The organism is Klebsiella grimontii (assembly GCF_900200035.1).
In the GTDB taxonomy this organism is placed as follows: domain Bacteria; phylum Pseudomonadota; class Gammaproteobacteria; order Enterobacterales; family Enterobacteriaceae; genus Klebsiella; species Klebsiella grimontii.
Genome location: NZ_FZTC01000010.1, coordinates 155,015 through 170,813, shown reverse-complemented (window position 1 = coordinate 170,813; position 15,799 = coordinate 155,015). Strand labels below are relative to the sequence as shown.

The following is a 15,799-nucleotide window of genomic DNA, read 5'->3' as shown; positions in this document are numbered from 1 at the left end:
GAGATGGTGGGTCAAGATCAGATGCTCGTCGGATAATGCTGCGTGTGAAGGCTTCTTCGGGCGTATCAAAAACGAAATGTTCTATGGCAGAAACTGGACTGGTATCACGCTGGAAAAATTTATCTGCTTCCTGGACAGGTACATACGCTGGTATAACGAGAAACGTATCAAGCTATCATTAGGTGCAATGAGTCCGGTGAAGTACCGGCAGCATCTTGGGATCACAACATAACAGTCCAGGAAAACATCCGCAGCCCCGCCCCGGACATCTGAACTTAGTTTTGACATATGTTGTGGTGGCTCAATGATAATGTCTATTTGTGGCTAATTAGGAAGCTAAAAACTTGCCTTTAAATGGCATTCTAGGTAAGGAATTAGTTGTTTCATAAAATCATTATTGGTTTGGGTTAAGGCGAGCTCTTCCCAGCCATCTGTGGAAAGTATGAAAACCGTTGAGAGGATGATAGTCATTTTCCTTGCGCGGAATGATGATCTGTATCCATAGACTTTGAATACACCTATTTCTGTATGAATCCTACTGATTTTAAAAGGTAAAAGTGATTCTGACTGTTGCTTCATTAAGCCCCCTTCAAATCTTTAAAATCTACAGGCAAGGTTAGCGATATACGTTACCATTGAATTATATAAAACGTTGACAATGTCCGCTCTTGGCACAGGGCTGCTGTTGCAGCCCTGATAACCTTAGACTTCAATCGATTCAGAAATCTCTAACGCATCATCGACTTCAATGCCCAGATAACGGACTGTGCTTTCCAGTTTCTTATGACCCAACAGAAGTTGGATCACCCGGAGATTCTTGGTTTTCTTGTAGATCAGGTAAGGTTTTGTTCTTCTCATGGAATGTGTGCTGTAAAGCGTCTCTTCGAGACCAAGCTTTTCTACCCACCCATGAAAGATTCGGTTGTATTGCCGGGTTGAAATATGCTGGTTAGTTCCGATCCGAGACCGAAACAAGAAGTCTTTACTGTGCAAATTGCCAAGCTTTATCAATGCAGCAACAGCTTCTCTTGTCCCTTTGGTTATCTCAAATTGCACAGGGCTACCGGTTTTCTGTTGCAATACCGTTGCTCTGCTCGAAACAGAGCTACCATATGCAACATCAGATACTTTGAGTTTGACCAGATCACAGCCTCGAAGCTTACTGTCCAGTGCCATATTGAACAGAGCTAAATCGCGCGTTTTACCTTCCAGTTCAAGTCGGATTCGGATACCCCAGATATGAGATATCTGAAGTGGCCTTTTTTGGCCTATGATACGGTCTTTGTTCCACGGTGACGTGTTCATACTCAAATCTCCTGCAATGTGGGAGATTTGAGTATGGTTGTCCCTTATGAGCGATCTGCTGACATTACCAGCATAGTGGCGTATTAATCATCTAGGAGCAGGTCACAATCTCAGCCATCAAGCTCTGGACTAACCCAACTGCGAAACGCTGCAGACTAACAAGACCATCTTCGTCGTCCTCGCCGTAGAAACGTGTGAAGGCAACCGATCGCACCTTCTCATAGTCTTCACCATGTTCATCGCCTCCAAAACGCTTGGCGAGCGCCGCCAGCACGTACTTCAAAGACTCTTGGTCCTCCTCTGAACGAATAGAGCTATGACTTCGCTAGAGACAAAGTCGCTTACTTAGCTTCCCTGTTTCGATGTTGCAACTCACATATTTTTAACTTTCAGAATGTGTTACCCAATAGTTCGTGCTAATGCTACTATTTGTATTCAATCGGATTAATGATGTTGTTACGCGAGTCCATTGAACTAAACATAAGGGAGTATATGGGGTTAGCTGAAACATTAGTTAGTATTCCGCAGTCTGAAAGAGGCGGTGAGATTGCTCAACGTGGGTTTGACTATCAAACTTGCTGGGCTTTATCTCAAATGCTGGAATATGAACTAGATGAAAAGAACTATGTGTTTATCTTCGAATATCATGATGATGTTCTTATTCTTGATGACGAAGTTTCTCCAACACAACTCACATTTGCTCAAGTAAAAACAAGAGAGAAACACTGGACTGCATCCACTCTTAGTAATAGCACCAAGAAGAACCCCATATCTATCATCGGTAAGTTATTTATTCATCAAAAGAATTTCGCCGAATATTCACCCAAGCTCCTTTTTGTTACTAATGCTTCTTTCAATCTATGTGAGGAAAACGGTGGTAAGTCTTGTTTTGGTGCAAATGAAGTCAAAGTGGAGTATCAGACGAGCTTTAAGAAAGCAATCAAAGATCAAGTAAAGCTTGATGACTCCAGTATCGATCTTTCTGTTATGCGTTTCGTTCAATCCTCATTAAGCCTAGATGACCACATTACACATCTAAAAGGTAAACTATGCGATTTCCTTAGCAAGAAGTTTGGCGATAGCATTAGCCTGAGTGTTAATGCATTAGCTTCTTTGCTTGAACAGGCGTGTCGAGAAAAATCCAAGGTAAAATCCGCAGATATTATTAATTTTCCTGAACTTATCTCACGAAAGGGTTTCTCATCAGAAGCATTGAATGGTGTGCTTGATTCCTTGAATGCAAGTAATAGTTTAAAGCCTGATTGGGACAAAGCTAGTCCCCTATTCAATGATCTTGGCAAAACATCGCTTCAGCTCATTATCCTGCAAGCCATGTTCTCACAAGTTTGCATCGACCTTAACCAAAACAAAAAAAATCCTTCGACTGTATATCTAGAATATGCAATTAGCCTTTACGATGAGGCGAGTGCTCACTCGGATTTGAAATTATATCTAACTGAAACCATGTACAAAATTGATGCACTTTGTCCAGATTATGCATTGACTTTAAAGTCAGGGAAGAAAGAATGCATAGTTATTTACTCAATAATCCAGAAGCTCTTAGAGGGAGGTGAATAATGAAAAGCATATACTTTAAAAGTGCTCATATATTATCCCTTCGCGATAAGAAAGGATTCTCCTTCAAGTTCTCACCTGATATTAATATCATTACAGGTGAGAACGACACAGGTAAGTCTAGCTTTATTAAGAGCTTATATCATACATTAGGTGCTGATGTTCGACTGGATAAAAAGTGGAAAGAAGATAACTTTGTTTCAAAAGTTGTTATTTGTGTTAATAATCGTGACTATGCGTTTCTTCGCCACGAAAAACGTATTTCCATTTTCGATATAACAGCAGGACAAGAGCATCACTTAGTGACCTCTAGCTCTCGTGCAGAGATTGCATTAGCTGTGCGTGATGTCTTTGATTTCAATTTGGAGCTTGTGACTAAAACTAATTTGGTTCAGGGACAAGCACAACCAGCAAGTCTTTATCTCCCTTACTATATTGATCAAGATAACGGTTGGGGGAAGGTTTTAGATTCATTTAGCAGTTTGGCTATGTATGAGGACTGGCAAAAAAATATCTTGAATTTTCATACTGGTGTAAAACCAAAGGAGTACTATACTTTACAAGGAAAGATTAATTTAATTGATATCGATCTTGTTGAAATCCGAACGACGTTAAAAGCTCTAAAGAGAGCTAAAAAGCGATTCGAAGAGTCATTTGGAAGAGTACTTTTCGATGTGGATGTAAAATATTATGAAGAGCTGCTGGAACGTTTCCTTCGTAAGTGCCAAGACTTACATCAAGAAGAAACAGAATACAGAATTAAGCTCATAAAAATATTATCTCTACGAGATGAATTAGTAACAGAAATAGAGGAATCAAAAAGACAGCTCGATGAAAATGATATAGATTCTTTGCTACCATCGGCAGGCTTAGAAGCGAGATATGTAGTACTTGAGAATAAAGAAAAGCTATTGCAAATCATACCAAAGTTGTATGAGGAAAAATCTGTATATGATGATCAACTCTCTAAAATTAAAGAAGATTTGAAACAGGCTATAAGCTTAAGCTCAGAACTCAAAAACATGCTTCTGGAAGTCAAAGAGCAACTGACTCTTCAAGACGTTATTAAGTCTCAAGCAAGTAAGCAGGTTGAGGTAACTTTCGATGAGCAAATTAACGAATTACTGCTAAAAATAGACGAATTGGATGTTGCTAGAACTCAGCTTTCAAAAGAAATAGCAAAGTTCGAAGATAAAAAGCGAGCAAAAGAAATCAATGATAAGTTTAAAGAGTCACTGAAGTTTGCGCAAACTGAGTTAGGTATCAAAGATCCTAAAGTTGGAACTATTCTTCAATATGGTCCGATTTCTAAGAGCGAAACAGGCAGCCGTGCTCCAAGGTCAATATTGGCTTATCACTATGCTCTTCTAAAAACAATAGAAGATAAATCGACAAGTCCTATGCTTCCAGTAGTAATTGACTCGCCTAAACAACAAGATCCAGATCCGCGCACAACAAAAAAGTTATTCGATTTATGTATTAATGGTTTATCAACTAATAGCCAGCTAATTATCGGCTCAGTTTCATTTGAAAGAGAAACGAATCAGTTTAAAACACTTATTATGACTGAAAAATACAGTCTGCTAAAATCAGAGCTTTACAATCAGGTTTATCAAGAGATTATGCCTCTTTATGAACGAGCTGCGTTATCATAATCTGATCATTTATATGGGAACACGCTCATCACTATGAGTGTGTCTCCTCATAGTTACGCTAGCTATCAATTAAATTAGCCTATTCAATTGACCAGCTCTTCATTGATCAACAATAAGTGCTATTAGCTACTTCAGCTTTCGGCACAGAGAGGACGAGATGGCTGGTTTGAAGGTCCGCTGTGAGCGAGAAGCGGACGTCAAAATCATGGCGATAGGGTAGTTATGCCACATTAGACATAAAATTCCTTGGGCGGCCCCCTGCAGAGCGCCTTAGCGTCATTTTGAGGCGAGATAGCCGTTTCTGCTACCTTTACTCCGGCAAGAATCCTGAAAAAAGCTCCTGATGATTTCGGCACGTCTGAATGGTTTTACCGGATTTGGACTGTTTTACGTCACGTTTGACCGTTGTCTTGTATGGACCCTCATGATTATCGATGAATAGTCAGGTGTGTACCTTGATATCCGTCGGCTTGATATTCAGCGCCCGCTTCAGGTCAGCAATTCTGACAGCGTCATAGCCATGTTCATGAAAGTGTGCCTGTGCAATTGCGACTAATGCTTCGCGATCAAATGCAGTTCATCGCAACCTGTTTTCTTATTTCAATTTGCTTCCTGAATCCATTTTTGTAGTAATCACTAAAATTATCAGCATAAAGTTATATATCCATATTGTTGATATAAAAGATTTTTTTAATTTATGTTAATTTTTTAACTTGCAGTGTTTTACTTTTACGTGTAGTGATCACTATACACCTAACTCACGGCAATGAGGAGAATACACAGTGACTCACTCTTTTCAGAACAAAATCGCGGTTGTGACCGGCGCATCATCTGGCATTGGGCTTGGGATCGCACAGGAATTAGCAGCACTCGGTGCAACTGTGATCATTACCGGGCGGGACAAGAATAAACTTGAATCTGCACTCAGTACTCTTGGACCGGATGCGAGTCAGTTTCAGGTGAATGTATCCAGCCTCTCCGAACTGGATAATTTTTATAAGCAAATATTGTCCCGGTTTGGTCGCATTGACATTCTGATAGCAAATGCCGGCATGGGCGAATTTGAACCCCTCGGGCAGATTACCCCGGAGAAGTTCGATCGTCAGTTCACAACGAACGTAAGGGGTGTCACGTTTACCGTTCAGAAAGCATTACCACTTATGAAACCAGGAAGCAGCATTATTATCACGGGCTCAACGGCATCCATTAATCCCGGTCAGGGCCTCAGTGTTTATGGAGGCACCAAGGCTGCTTTACGTGCAATGGTACGCAGCTGGATTGTGGACATAAAAGGTGCTGGCGTTCGCATTAATATCCTCAGCCCCGGACCGGTGGATACTCAATCCTTACACGATTTCCTTCCTGATCCCGTTGACGCCATCCTGCAGTCTTTGCGTGACCGCAGCCCGATTGGCCGCATCGGCCAGACAGAAGAAATAGCAAAAGCTGTTATCTTCCTCGCCAGTGATGATGCCAGTTATATCAACGGCGCGGAAATTTTTGCCGATGGCGGCGCATCTCAGATCTGACTGTTGTTACTGGAGAAGGAATATTTTTGGGCAACATAGCAGTCCTCCCTTCTGCGGGAACCGGCCCTGCTGCCACGATTTGGTCCGGCACAGATGCTTCCTGTCGGCAGTGGACCTGTTGCGCTGATTTTCAACGGCAATATTTAATGTGGTTCGCCTAGTTGGTGCGTGGCGGATCCATTTCAACCCTGACCTTAGGAGTTCAAATTATGATTAATTCCGTTCGTGCAGAAAATGAACAGCATTATTTCGATGAGTTAGAAATTCAGCGGTTACTCGCTACCTATGCCCACAACCTGGATGACGGGAAATTTGCTGAGAATGCCGAATTGTTTAAACATGCTGAATTTATTGTTCTTAGTGATATGGCTCATGGTAGTGAAGAGGTTGAGCAGTTTCTTAACCGTGGCGTTCAGCGTCATAAGGACGGAACTCCCCGGACGTGGCATAACGTTTCTAATGTGCTGATAGATGTTTCACCTTCCGGTAATTCAGCTACCTGCGTCAGCTATTTCACCGTGCATCAGGAACTGGAGGGGTTTCCTTTGCAGCCCGTATGCACAGGACGGTATTACGACAGTTTTGAAAAACACGACGGCCAGTGGCGGTTTACATCGCGCAACGTGGTTCCCCGTTTGATGGGTGCACTTCAGTTTCATGTGGGCACGCCTATCGACAGTTCGCAGACTGAGAGAGCGTAGTAGACTTCACTTTTTTATACCCGTCAGCCATCAGTGCCAGAACGGCAATGCGGGGCACCGGCCAGCTCAATGCTGACCGGTGCAGCTTATTAATAAAGTCAGGACAGTTGGAGCCACGTACCCGGAATACTCAGCGCAAACTCACTACCAAAAACGATCGCCGGTGTCTGAAAACCGGGAAAACTGTCACCGTTCAGGACACGCCTCGCAGCCTCTGTGGCCGCAAGCGGCGTATAGGAATATCCGTTAACCGTCCCGATCACAGCCCGGTGGACCCTCCCGTCAGCCCCGGTGACCTCAGCAACAGCGCGTGCGCGATTTGCATCGCGTTCATCCTGCCCGGGTCCTTCAGGAAGCAGGGACAAATCACCCTGCGGAAAGGCATCCCCTGTTACATGCACAAACATCTCAATATTCGGAATACCGGTTGAATGCCATGCCGTCACCAGATCGCCAAAGGAAAGCGGCGCACAGGCCACAGGGCCTTCACCAAAATCAAACCAGCCGGGCTGCGCATCCTCTTTCGTCATCAGAATACCGTTAACACGTTCCAGCAGGCCGGCTGCGATTATTTCGCCTGCGCTGACGGCAGACCCCCGGGACATCGTTCCGGCCACCTGTAATGCTATACGCAACCGTCGTGGTTCCGGTACATGTCGTGCAAGGCGAACGGCCAGGCAGTCGGTAGGTACCACGTCCCAGCCCACGCCCGGCAGTAGCATACTCCCGGCCCGCGCCGCTCTTTCTCCCAGTGACTCAGCCAGCCTGTAAATGTTAATTTCCGCTGTGATATCAAGGTAATGAATACTCTGGTCTATACAGGCTTTCATCAGCGGTTCTGCCGTAGCAGTAAACGGCCCGGCGCAGTTCAGCACAATGTCGACGCCTGCCAGCTGCAGCGCGGTTTCAGCAGCGTCCTCCAGGCCGAATACCCGCATACTGACGTCAAGTTCACCGGCAAGTGCGGCCAGTCGCTGCCTGTTTCTGCCGGCAATAATAATATTCAGGCCGGCACTTTTAGCCTGCGCGGCGGTCATGCGTCCCGTGTAACCGGTGGCGCCATAAATCAGTAATGTTTTCATGGTTGAGGGTGCTGCCATTCTTTATAAACAAATTCCAGGCTGTAGCCATCGGGGTCGAAAACGCCGGCGGCGTAGTAGCGGGGATCGTAGTGAAGCCGGGCACCGGGTGCGCCATTGTCAGACGCGCCGGCACGCATGGCTGAAGCATAGGCTTCATTCACCATTGTCTGATTTCGCGCGACAAACCCGACATGTACAGCAGCTGGCGCAACAGTTCCTTCGCGTAGCCAGAAAAAGATCCGGCCCTGAGCACCGAACCCTTTCAAATCCGGGTGGCCGGGCGGCCCCTCTTTTCCGTCATAATCATGACGAACCGTGATGCCGAGAGGGGCAAGCACTTCCGTATAGAAACGGACAGAACGGTCTGTATCGCTGACCGTTAAAAACAGATGATCGAGCATAAAACCTCCGGAAGGATTCAGATTTGGTAGCCGCCGGCAACCTCGATGGATTGTGCGTTAATCCAGACGCTGTCATCAGAGACCAGGCCTGCGATAACCCGGCCGACATCATCCGGCTCTCCCACGCGTTCCAGCGCGGTCTGTGAGGCGAGCAGAGTCTCAAATTCATCATTCAGTCCTCCGCCAAGCGGCGTACGGATTGCACCCGGAGAGACTGCGTTTGCCCGGATGCGCCGCGGCCCGAACTCTTTGGCCATATAGCGGGTCAGTACTTCAAGGCCGCCTTTAAAGGCAGCGTAGGGCGCAACACCTGCCGTAGCCACGCGCGTGGTGGCGCTGGTAACGTTGATGATGTGCCCTCCATCGCAAATCAGAGGCAGCAGCTTTTGGGTCAGGAAAAAAGGGCCCTTCAGGTGTACGGCAAAAAGACTGTCGAACTCACTCTCCGTCACCGTTTCAATCGGGTTGAAGAGCCCAAACCCGGCGTTGTTGGCCAGCACGTCAATATGCTCACGTTCCCAGGTGACACTCACTATGTCCAGTAAGGCGTCGCGGAAAGTGCCGAAAGTTTCGGTGCGAGCCACATCCAGATGCAGCGCAACGGCACGGCCGCCTGAAGCCTCAATCTCCTTCACAACCCTCAGGGCAGATTCAGGATGGCTGTTATAAGTCACAATCACCCCCATCCCTTTAGCCGCGCACTGTTGCGCCACGCTGGCGCCGATCCCGCCACTGCCGCCGGTAACCAGTACAATTTTCATGATTTCATCCTTTCTGTCTGCGATAGAAAAAGGATAAAACTTCCCGGACAGGTCAACCTCTGCGTTCCTGCTCGATTCTTGCCTTTTTCTGCTTTATGCTCGCTTTAATCATCATACTGAGGAGGCTGACTTTGATACTGGAACCCCTGCTTGACGAGCTGCGTCTTCTGGCCGCTCATGCCCGAAACTGGCGAACCGAAACCGGTATCCCCCGTGTGGCCATGGTGCAGGGTAACGTTCCCGCACATGCACTGGCTGCGGTCTATGAGCCGATGGTTAATCTCATATTGCGAGGCAGTAAATCCATGACGGTGGGAGACCGGGTATTCAACTACAATCCTGCTTCTTACTTTGTTATGTCAGTAGATTTGCCAGCCGTAGGCGAAGTCCATCCCGAGGCAACCGGTGAGCCGTATCTCGCGGTCAGCCTGACCCTGACGCCGGAACGGATTGCGACACTGCTGGCTGATTTACCTCCCGTGAAGGCTGATTCACAGTCGGGTGCTTTTTCCGTTGCTGCCGTCACGCCCGAACTGCTGGATGCCTGGGTAAGAATGCTTCGCCTGATGAAAAGTCCTGAAGATATCCCTGCTCTCGCACCGGTGTATGAACGTGAAATCCTTTATCATGTTCTGAAAGGCCCACATGGCTGGATGCTGAGGGATATTGCTTCACCGGGAACCATGCTGGCGCGGATAGGTAATGCGATTCGCTGGATAAGACATAATTTTGCTGATGAATTTGTGGTTGAATCACTGGCCGGGCAGGAGGCCATGAGCGTATCGGCCTTTCATCGTCATTTTAAGTCTGTGACAAACATGAGTCCGGTCCAGTATCAGAAGCGCGTCCGTCTTCTTCATGCCAGAACCAAATTACTGGCGCGTCAGCAGAGCGTCACGTCTGTTGCCATGGAGGTGGGTTATCGCAGCGTGCCCCAGTTTAATCGTGAGTACGCCCGTTTCTTTGGCCGCTCTCCTTTAAAAGACGCTGCAAGTCTCCGGAACGACGCTGATGATGCAGAAAGCTCTCTGAATCACCACGTTTAATGCGACAGTGAATTTTGCTGTCGCAACGAGGCAATAACTCACCTCAAGATATTTCACTCCGTGGGTAGCAGCCAGGAAAACCCAACACGCAGTAACTCAGACGTAGTTCAATTTCGCAAAGTGATGGCCGGCACTCTTACTCATCCTTCCTGACAGACGACTTCGATGTTATTACCGTCAGGATCAAGGATGAAAGCCGCATAATAGTGTGAATGATAATGATCGCGAATTCCCGGCGCGCCATTGTCTATACCGCCTGCCTGTAGAGCGGCACGCCAGAATTCGTCGACTATGTCCCGCTCACTGGCAGCAAAAGCCAGATGTGTTGAAGCGCCAGTTATGTCTTTATCATGAAGCCAGAGCCTCGGATATCCCTCCGGGCCCAGCCCGTACCGGGCACCTCCCGATAAAGTACGCTCCGGAGGCACAGAAATAATCAGGCTGAACCCCAGCGGAGCGAGAGCTGCTTCAAAGAATTTGAGCGATACCTGAGCATTTTTTACAGCAATTTCAACATGGTCGATAACAGACATAACTTTTATTTCCTAGTTAAACATTTTTTGGCTCCAGGAGAGCGCTGAATGCCTGACCGGCCAGCTGAGCCACGGCAGTTAACCTGGCTTTTGACAGTCCCGTTACTGCGGCTGCAGAAAAGCCCCGCAGCGTTGTCACGACATAATCAGAAAGCTCGCGGGCCCGTGCAGGTTCATACTGCCGGATATAATTTCTGATAAACTGAATTCCTGCCTCACCATAGCGACTTGCCAGCTCCCGGGCCTGCGGATCGTCGGCACGCATACCTTCAGCCACAAGACAGCCTCGCTGGACCGGGGATCGGGCGTATAAACGTGCAGCAGTCATAAAAAGATCTGCAACCGCCTCATCCAGCGGCCTGCCCGGAGTCAGAATTTTGTCAGCCGGCAGGTTTCCTTCTGCAACATAGAGATCCAGGCAGCGTTCAAACAGCCCTGCTTTACTACCGTAAGCGGCGTAAAGGCTGGGAGGATTTATGTTCAGCGTCTTTGTCAGTTCCGTGATACCTACAGCATCATAACCATGCTGATGAAACAGCGCTTTAGCCGTCTGCACGCCAGACTCTCTGTCAAATATCCGCCTGGGTGCTTTTATTGTTTTTTCGGTATCGCTCATAGGTTTTTTCCCTTGCATCAGAAGTATTTCTGAATGCCATCTTAAAACTTTTTTGTAGTGAACGCTACAATCAGTTAGTGACAGCTTGTTCAAGGTTGAATATAGTGACCACTACAATAAGCCACAAGGTGCAATTATGAATCAGACATTTAAGGGAAAGTTCGCCGTTATCACTGGTGGCGGAAGCGGTATTGGTCTGGCTATAGCGAAAGATCTGAGCGACGAAGGCGCAGATGTCATTATCACTGGCCGGAATGCACAAACCCTTCAGGAGGCGGTAAAGGCGCTGGGGAAAAATGTAAAAGGTATTGTGGCTGACGTCAGCAGCAAGGTTAGTATTGATGCGCTTTATGAACAGGTTAAAACGGAATTCGGCCACATTGATATTCTTGTCGCTAATGCCGGCGGTGGGGTCCATGCTCCGCTTGGTGAAATCACTGAAAAACAGATCCACGATCAGTTTGCCACAAATGTTAAAGGTGTTGTGTTGACTGTTCAGCAGGCTATGCCCCTGCTTGGAAAGGGTTCGAGCGTGATTATCATTGGTTCGACGGCGTCAGCAGACCCGGGACCCACCATGAGTATTTATGGTGCGACCAAAGCCGCAGTCAGAAACATGGTGAGAAGCTGGATTACAGAGCTGCACGGGACGGGTATACGCATAAACATTGTCAGCCCGGGTCCTGTGAATACAGCGTCTCTCAGAGCCGCATTTGGCGATAATGCCGAAGAGGGGATCGCCTTCCTCACCGCTAAAAGTCCGTTGGGACGTATCGGAGAGCCGGAAGAAATAGCCTCTGTAGTTTCATTCCTGGCCAGTGATGCCTCAAGTTATGTGAATGGTATAGAGCTGTTCGCAGACGGGGGTGCCTCTCAGACCTGACAGATGACAGGTACGTTCATTTAATACAAAATTACTCTCGCTCTCCCGTTTGTGTTGGCCCAGAACGCAGATGTCCGCTTATGGCACTCAGCGGACATATGGGCTTAGCTTTCACAACTGTGTGACTGGAAGGCGGCTTGGACTGACATTCTCCCTTCTAATGAATACAGTGCGGACTTAACAGCGCCCCTCTTGGCACATCCCTGACGTCCCCACCTTCCAGGCTTTTACCTCTTTCAACCGCTCACATTGCTCAAAACCGTATACCACTTAAAATCGAACTTCCGATATACGGATCGGTATCCTGTATCATGCGATATGCCAACAGATACCATCAGATATTATGAGAACAAGAAACGAACAGAATTTAGAGTATCTAGCTGATTTCAGAAATAAAAAAAGCCGCCCTTAGGCGACTTAATTGCATCGTATGGTGCCGAAGGCCGGACTCGAACCGGCACGTATTTCTACGGTTGATTTTGAATCAACTGCGTCTACCGATTTCGCCACTCCGGCACGGAAAGGATACGGAAAACGTTCTGGATTATACCTGTCGCACGCTGCCATGCAAGCAACGTTGCATTCACCTGCCACCAAGTGATGAATTTTTCATCGGCTCAGTGTGTTAGCCTCTTCAGGGTACATTTTGCCCTCCTCTATAACCCCCATCCCCCCTCCTTCTGCCAAGCGTCCCCTCGCCCCATGCTCTACACTTCCTTCTTAACTACGCCAAACCCAAGGAAACTGTCATGAGCACTATTAAAAGTTACGCCGCCAAAGAAGCGGGCGCCGATCTGTCGCTGTGGGAGTACGATGCCGGCGACCTTAAGCCGGAAGATGTCGAAGTGCAGGTGGAGTACTGCGGGATCTGCCACTCCGACCTGTCGATGATCGACAACGAATGGGGCATGTCGAGCTATCCGCTGGTGGCCGGTCACGAGGTGATAGGCCGGGTGGCGGCGCTGGGCAGCGCGGCGCAGGATAAAGGGCTGAAGGTTGGCCAGAAGGTCGGTATTGGCTGGACGGCGCGCAGCTGCGGCCACTGCGACGCCTGTATCAGCGGCAACCACGTGAACTGTCTGGAAGGCTCGGTGCCCACCATCATCAACCGCGGCGGCTTCGCCGATAAGCTGCGCGCCGACTGGCAATGGGTGATCCCGCTGCCGGAAAACGTCGATCTTGAATCCGCCGGGCCGATGCTCTGCGGCGGCATTACCGTCTTCAAGCCGCTGCTGATGCATCACGTCACGGCGAACAGCCGCGTCGGCGTCATCGGCATTGGCGGCCTCGGCCATATCGCCATCAAGCTGCTGCACGCGATGGGCGCGGAAGTCACCGCCTTCAGCTCCAATCCGGCGAAAGAGCAGGAAGTGCTGGCAATGGGCGCCGATCGCGTAGTGAACAGCCGCGATCCCGAAGCCTTAAAGGCGCTGGCCGGCCAGTTCGACCTGATTATCAACACCGTCGCCGTCGACCTCGACTGGCAGCCGTACTTTGAAGCGCTGGCGTACGGCGGCAACTTCCACACCGTCGGCGCGGTAATGAAGCCGTTCCCGGTCCCCGCGTTTACCCTGATTGGCGGCGACCGCAGCATCTCCGGTTCGGCCACCGGCAACCCGGCCGAGCTGCGCAAGCTGATGAAATTTGCCGGACGCAGCAAAGTCGCGCCGACCACCGAGCTGTTCCCGATGTCGCAGATCAACGAGGCGCTGAAGCACGTTCGCGAGGGCAAGGCCCGCTACCGCGTGGTGCTGAAAGCCGACTTCTGATCGTTCCTCATCATGCTTCAGGCCGCAGCCGCGCGGCCTGAACGCCACTGGCCGGGATGATGCCGGGCGGCCCGTCTGCCCGGCGCTTGTTTCCCTGGTCATTAAACCGTCATCTCCCCGCCATACGTTTGCAGTCAATCCTTCTCACAATCCGGGCTTCTACAAACGCCTGAACGAGACGTCCGCCACCATGAGAAAAACCTGGCTCCCCTGGCTGATACTGTCGCCTTCCCTGCTGTTTTTATTACTGTTTACCTGGTTTCCCCTCGGGCGATCGGTTTATGACAGCCTGTTCGATACCCGCATGGTCAGCGACGGCGGCCAGTATGTCGGGCTGGAGAACTTCAGTCGTCTGTTCGCCGACAGCGTCTTCTGGCAGTCGCTGGTGAATAACCTGCTTTATATCCTGCTGACGGTGGTACCGGGCGTGACCCTCGCCCTGCTGCTGGCGGTCGCCCTGACCGAGAATCACCGCGTCAACCGCTGGCTGCGCACCGCCTTCTTCTTCCCGATGATTATCCCGATGGTCAGCGCCGCCGCGCTGTGGCTGTTTATCTTTATGCCCGGCCTTGGCCTGCTCGACCACTATCTGGCGAAGCTGTTTGGCCCGATGAACAACAACTGGCTGGGGCGCAGCAATAGCGCGCTGCTGGCGCTGGCGCTGATTGGCGTGTGGAAGTTCGCCGGTTACTACATGCTGTTTTTCCTCGCCGGGTTGCAAAGCATTCCGGCCTCCACGCGCGAAGCGGCGATAATGGAAGGCGCCACCCGCACGCAGGTGTTCTTTAAGGTGACGCTGCCGCTGCTGCGCCCGACCCTGAGCTTCGTCATAACCACGGCGCTGATCTACTCCATCACCCAGATCGACCACGTGGCGGTGATGACCCGCGGCGGGCCGGATAACGCCACGACCGTGCTGCTCTACTACATCCAGAACCTCGCCTGGGACACCCATGATTTAGGTAAAGCTTCCGCCGCCACCTTCCTGACGCTGGCCGGGCTGTTTGCCTTCTCGCTGATTAACCTCAAACTGCTGGAGAAAGGAGCGCACTATGAGCGCTGAAATCTCGCCGCTGGCGCTGCGATCGCACAGCGCATCGCGCCCGCTCTGGCTGCGCCTGCGCCGCTCGCAGCCCTTTACGCTCACGGTATTAATGTGCTGCCTGGCGCTGCTGTGGATGAGCCCGTTTTTATGGATGCTGGCAACCTCGTTTAGCGCCACGACCTTCGGCGAGGATATGGCCTCGCTGCTGCCCCGTATGCCGCTGACGCTGGATAACTTCCGCGATGCCTGGGACAGCGCCGACTGGCTGAGCCTCTACGCCAACACCCTTATCTTCACCTTCGGCACCTTCTTCGCGCAGCTGTTGACCATCACCACCGCCGGCTACGTCTTCGCCTGCCACGAGTTCCGCGGCAAGAAGACGCTGTTCCTGATGTTCCTCGTCCAGCTGATGATCATGCCGGTGGTGATGATGGTGCCGAACATGTTGACCCTGAAAACCTTCGGCCTGCTCAACACCCTCACTGGGGTAATGATGCCCTACTTCACCTCGGCGTTCGGCGTGTTCCTGATGCGTCAGGCGTTTCTGGCCATACCCAAAGAGCTGGAAGAGGCGGCGCTGATGGAGGGCTGTCGCTGGTGGCAGGTGCTGTTCCGCGTGCTGCTGCCGATGTCCTGGCCGTCGGTGCTGGCCTTCGCCACCGTCAGCATTACCTACCACTGGAACGAGTATCTGTGGCCGCTGATGATGCTGAACGACCCGGACAAACAGGTGCTGACCGTGGGGCTGGTCTCGTTCGCCATGGGCGCCGAATCCGGCGGTCAGTGGGGCATCATCGGCGCCGGCACGCTGATGGTCTGCCTGCCGCTGATGCTCGCGTTCATCCTCTTCCAGAAACAGTTCCTGCGAAGCTTCGGCTTCTCCGGGATCAAATAAGGA

General features: G+C 49.8%; 17 protein-coding genes and 1 tRNA gene. 10 read left to right on the top strand and 8 right to left on the bottom strand.

Annotated features, from left to right (window positions below):
• On the top strand, positions 1-232 hold a 232-nt coding region (locus KOSB73_RS04250; RefSeq protein ID WP_165774981.1), incomplete at its 5' end, for an IS3 family transposase.
• Positions 233-702: 470 nt separating this feature from the next.
• Here the strand turns inward: KOSB73_RS04250 and KOSB73_RS04240 are convergent.
• Both KOSB73_RS04240 and KOSB73_RS04235 read right to left on the bottom strand, forming a co-directional pair.
• Positions 703-1,305: a site-specific integrase gene (locus KOSB73_RS04240; RefSeq protein WP_001324664.1), complete on the bottom strand. Its 603-nt coding sequence runs from the start codon at positions 1,303-1,305 to the stop codon at positions 703-705.
• A 91-nt stretch (positions 1,306-1,396) separates the two neighbouring features.
• Positions 1,397-1,579, bottom strand: coding sequence for a hypothetical protein (locus KOSB73_RS04235; protein WP_000878752.1), 183 nt, complete (start codon positions 1,577-1,579; stop codon positions 1,397-1,399).
• Between the two features lie 218 nt (positions 1,580-1,797).
• Between KOSB73_RS04235 and KOSB73_RS04230 the strand changes: the two genes are divergently transcribed.
• The 4 genes from KOSB73_RS04230 (at position 1,798) to KOSB73_RS04210 (ending at position 6,765) form a co-directional block, all read left to right on the top strand.
• Positions 1,798-2,883, top strand: coding sequence for a DUF4297 domain-containing protein (locus tag KOSB73_RS04230; protein ID WP_000521770.1), 1,086 nt, complete (start codon positions 1,798-1,800; stop codon positions 2,881-2,883).
• The gene (locus tag KOSB73_RS04225) at positions 2,883-4,535 is read left to right on the top strand and encodes a coiled-coil domain-containing protein (RefSeq protein WP_098140258.1); all 1,653 of its coding nucleotides are present in this window, start codon (positions 2,883-2,885) and stop codon (positions 4,533-4,535) included. Before KOSB73_RS04230 ends, KOSB73_RS04225 begins: the two co-directional genes overlap by 1 nt.
• A gap of 782 nt (positions 4,536-5,317) precedes the next feature.
• A complete protein-coding gene (locus tag KOSB73_RS04215) occupies positions 5,318-6,064 on the top strand; it encodes an SDR family NAD(P)-dependent oxidoreductase (protein WP_004958655.1) in 747 nt (248 codons plus the stop codon).
• 209 nt (positions 6,065-6,273) lie between these two features.
• On the top strand, positions 6,274-6,765 hold the full coding sequence (locus KOSB73_RS04210; protein WP_004958653.1) for a nuclear transport factor 2 family protein: 492 nt from the start codon (positions 6,274-6,276) through the stop codon (positions 6,763-6,765).
• A 98-nt stretch (positions 6,766-6,863) separates the two neighbouring features.
• Here the strand turns inward: KOSB73_RS04210 and KOSB73_RS04205 are convergent, their stop codons facing one another.
• From KOSB73_RS04205 to KOSB73_RS04195, 3 genes are read right to left on the bottom strand one after another with little or no spacing between them, the layout of a single operon-like run.
• Positions 6,864-7,847 (bottom strand): saccharopine dehydrogenase family protein, encoded by a 984-nt coding sequence (locus KOSB73_RS04205; RefSeq protein WP_004958650.1) that lies wholly within the window; start codon positions 7,845-7,847, stop codon positions 6,864-6,866.
• Positions 7,844-8,248, bottom strand: coding sequence for a VOC family protein (locus KOSB73_RS04200; protein WP_004958648.1), 405 nt, complete (start codon positions 8,246-8,248; stop codon positions 7,844-7,846). The genes KOSB73_RS04205 and KOSB73_RS04200 overlap by 4 nt, the downstream gene beginning before the upstream one ends.
• A gap of 17 nt (positions 8,249-8,265) precedes the next feature.
• Positions 8,266-9,009, bottom strand: a complete 744-nt coding sequence (locus KOSB73_RS04195; RefSeq protein ID WP_004958644.1) for an SDR family NAD(P)-dependent oxidoreductase — start codon at positions 9,007-9,009, stop codon at positions 8,266-8,268.
• 95 nt (positions 9,010-9,104) lie between these two features.
• On the opposite strand from KOSB73_RS04195, the gene KOSB73_RS04190 reads away from it, so the two are divergent.
• A complete protein-coding gene (locus KOSB73_RS04190) occupies positions 9,105-10,055 on the top strand; it encodes an AraC family transcriptional regulator (protein WP_004958642.1) in 951 nt (316 codons plus the stop codon).
• 140 nt (positions 10,056-10,195) lie between these two features.
• Here the strand turns inward: KOSB73_RS04190 and KOSB73_RS04185 are convergent, their stop codons facing one another.
• Positions 10,196-10,588: a VOC family protein gene (locus tag KOSB73_RS04185; RefSeq protein WP_004958640.1), complete on the bottom strand. Its 393-nt coding sequence runs from the start codon at positions 10,586-10,588 to the stop codon at positions 10,196-10,198.
• 16 nt (positions 10,589-10,604) lie between these two features.
• A complete protein-coding gene (locus tag KOSB73_RS04180; RefSeq protein ID WP_102991033.1) occupies positions 10,605-11,204 on the bottom strand; it encodes a TetR/AcrR family transcriptional regulator in 600 nt (199 codons plus the stop codon).
• Between the two features lie 136 nt (positions 11,205-11,340).
• Here KOSB73_RS04180 and KOSB73_RS04175 point away from each other — a divergent pair, with 136 nt between their 5' ends.
• Positions 11,341-12,087: an SDR family NAD(P)-dependent oxidoreductase gene (locus KOSB73_RS04175; protein WP_004958633.1), complete on the top strand. Its 747-nt coding sequence runs from the start codon at positions 11,341-11,343 to the stop codon at positions 12,085-12,087.
• Between the two features lie 431 nt (positions 12,088-12,518).
• Here KOSB73_RS04175 and KOSB73_RS04170 read toward each other — a convergent pair.
• Positions 12,519-12,603 (bottom strand) — tRNA-Leu (locus tag KOSB73_RS04170).
• Positions 12,604-12,836: 233 nt separating this feature from the next.
• On the opposite strand from KOSB73_RS04170, the gene ahr reads away from it, so the two are divergent.
• The 3 genes from ahr (at position 12,837) to KOSB73_RS04155 (ending at position 15,796) form a co-directional block, all read left to right on the top strand.
• Positions 12,837-13,856 carry an NADPH-dependent aldehyde reductase Ahr gene (ahr, locus tag KOSB73_RS04165; protein WP_004128305.1) on the top strand — a complete coding sequence of 340 codons (1,020 nt, stop codon included), beginning with the start codon at positions 12,837-12,839 and terminating at the stop codon, positions 13,854-13,856.
• Positions 13,857-14,046: 190 nt separating this feature from the next.
• Complete coding sequence (locus KOSB73_RS04160) at positions 14,047-14,919, top strand: carbohydrate ABC transporter permease (protein ID WP_004128303.1); 873 nt, start codon at positions 14,047-14,049, stop codon at positions 14,917-14,919.
• Positions 14,909-15,796: a carbohydrate ABC transporter permease gene (locus tag KOSB73_RS04155; protein ID WP_004136134.1), complete on the top strand. Its 888-nt coding sequence runs from the start codon at positions 14,909-14,911 to the stop codon at positions 15,794-15,796. The genes KOSB73_RS04160 and KOSB73_RS04155 overlap by 11 nt, the downstream gene beginning before the upstream one ends.
• Positions 15,797-15,799: the final 3 nt, after the last annotated feature.

Bases quoted from the DNA above. Each gene is read 5' to 3' on its own strand.
- KOSB73_RS04195 (WP_004958644.1), bottom strand. From the start codon at position 9,009: ATGAAAATTGTACTGGTTACCGGCGGCAGTGGCGGGATCGGCGCCAGC.
- KOSB73_RS04190 (WP_004958642.1), top strand. From the start codon at position 9,105: ATGCTCGCTTTAATCATCATACTGAGGAGGCTGACTTTGATACTGGAA.
- KOSB73_RS04180 (WP_102991033.1), bottom strand. From the start codon at position 11,204: ATGAGCGATACCGAAAAAACAATAAAAGCACCCAGGCGGATATTTGAC.
- KOSB73_RS04205 (WP_004958650.1), bottom strand. From the start codon at position 7,847: ATGAAAACATTACTGATTTATGGCGCCACCGGTTACACGGGACGCATG.
- KOSB73_RS04160 (WP_004128303.1), top strand. From the start codon at position 14,047: ATGAGAAAAACCTGGCTCCCCTGGCTGATACTGTCGCCTTCCCTGCTG.
- KOSB73_RS04175 (WP_004958633.1), top strand. From the start codon at position 11,341: ATGAATCAGACATTTAAGGGAAAGTTCGCCGTTATCACTGGTGGCGGA.
- KOSB73_RS04185 (WP_004958640.1), bottom strand. From the start codon at position 10,588: ATGTCTGTTATCGACCATGTTGAAATTGCTGTAAAAAATGCTCAGGTA.
- ahr (WP_004128305.1), top strand. From the start codon at position 12,837: ATGAGCACTATTAAAAGTTACGCCGCCAAAGAAGCGGGCGCCGATCTG.
- KOSB73_RS04240 (WP_001324664.1), bottom strand. From the start codon at position 1,305: ATGAACACGTCACCGTGGAACAAAGACCGTATCATAGGCCAAAAAAGG.
- KOSB73_RS04210 (WP_004958653.1), top strand. From the start codon at position 6,274: ATGATTAATTCCGTTCGTGCAGAAAATGAACAGCATTATTTCGATGAG.
- KOSB73_RS04225 (WP_098140258.1), top strand. From the start codon at position 2,883: ATGAAAAGCATATACTTTAAAAGTGCTCATATATTATCCCTTCGCGAT.
- KOSB73_RS04200 (WP_004958648.1), bottom strand. From the start codon at position 8,248: ATGCTCGATCATCTGTTTTTAACGGTCAGCGATACAGACCGTTCTGTC.
- KOSB73_RS04230 (WP_000521770.1), top strand. From the start codon at position 1,798: ATGGGGTTAGCTGAAACATTAGTTAGTATTCCGCAGTCTGAAAGAGGC.
- KOSB73_RS04155 (WP_004136134.1), top strand. From the start codon at position 14,909: ATGAGCGCTGAAATCTCGCCGCTGGCGCTGCGATCGCACAGCGCATCG.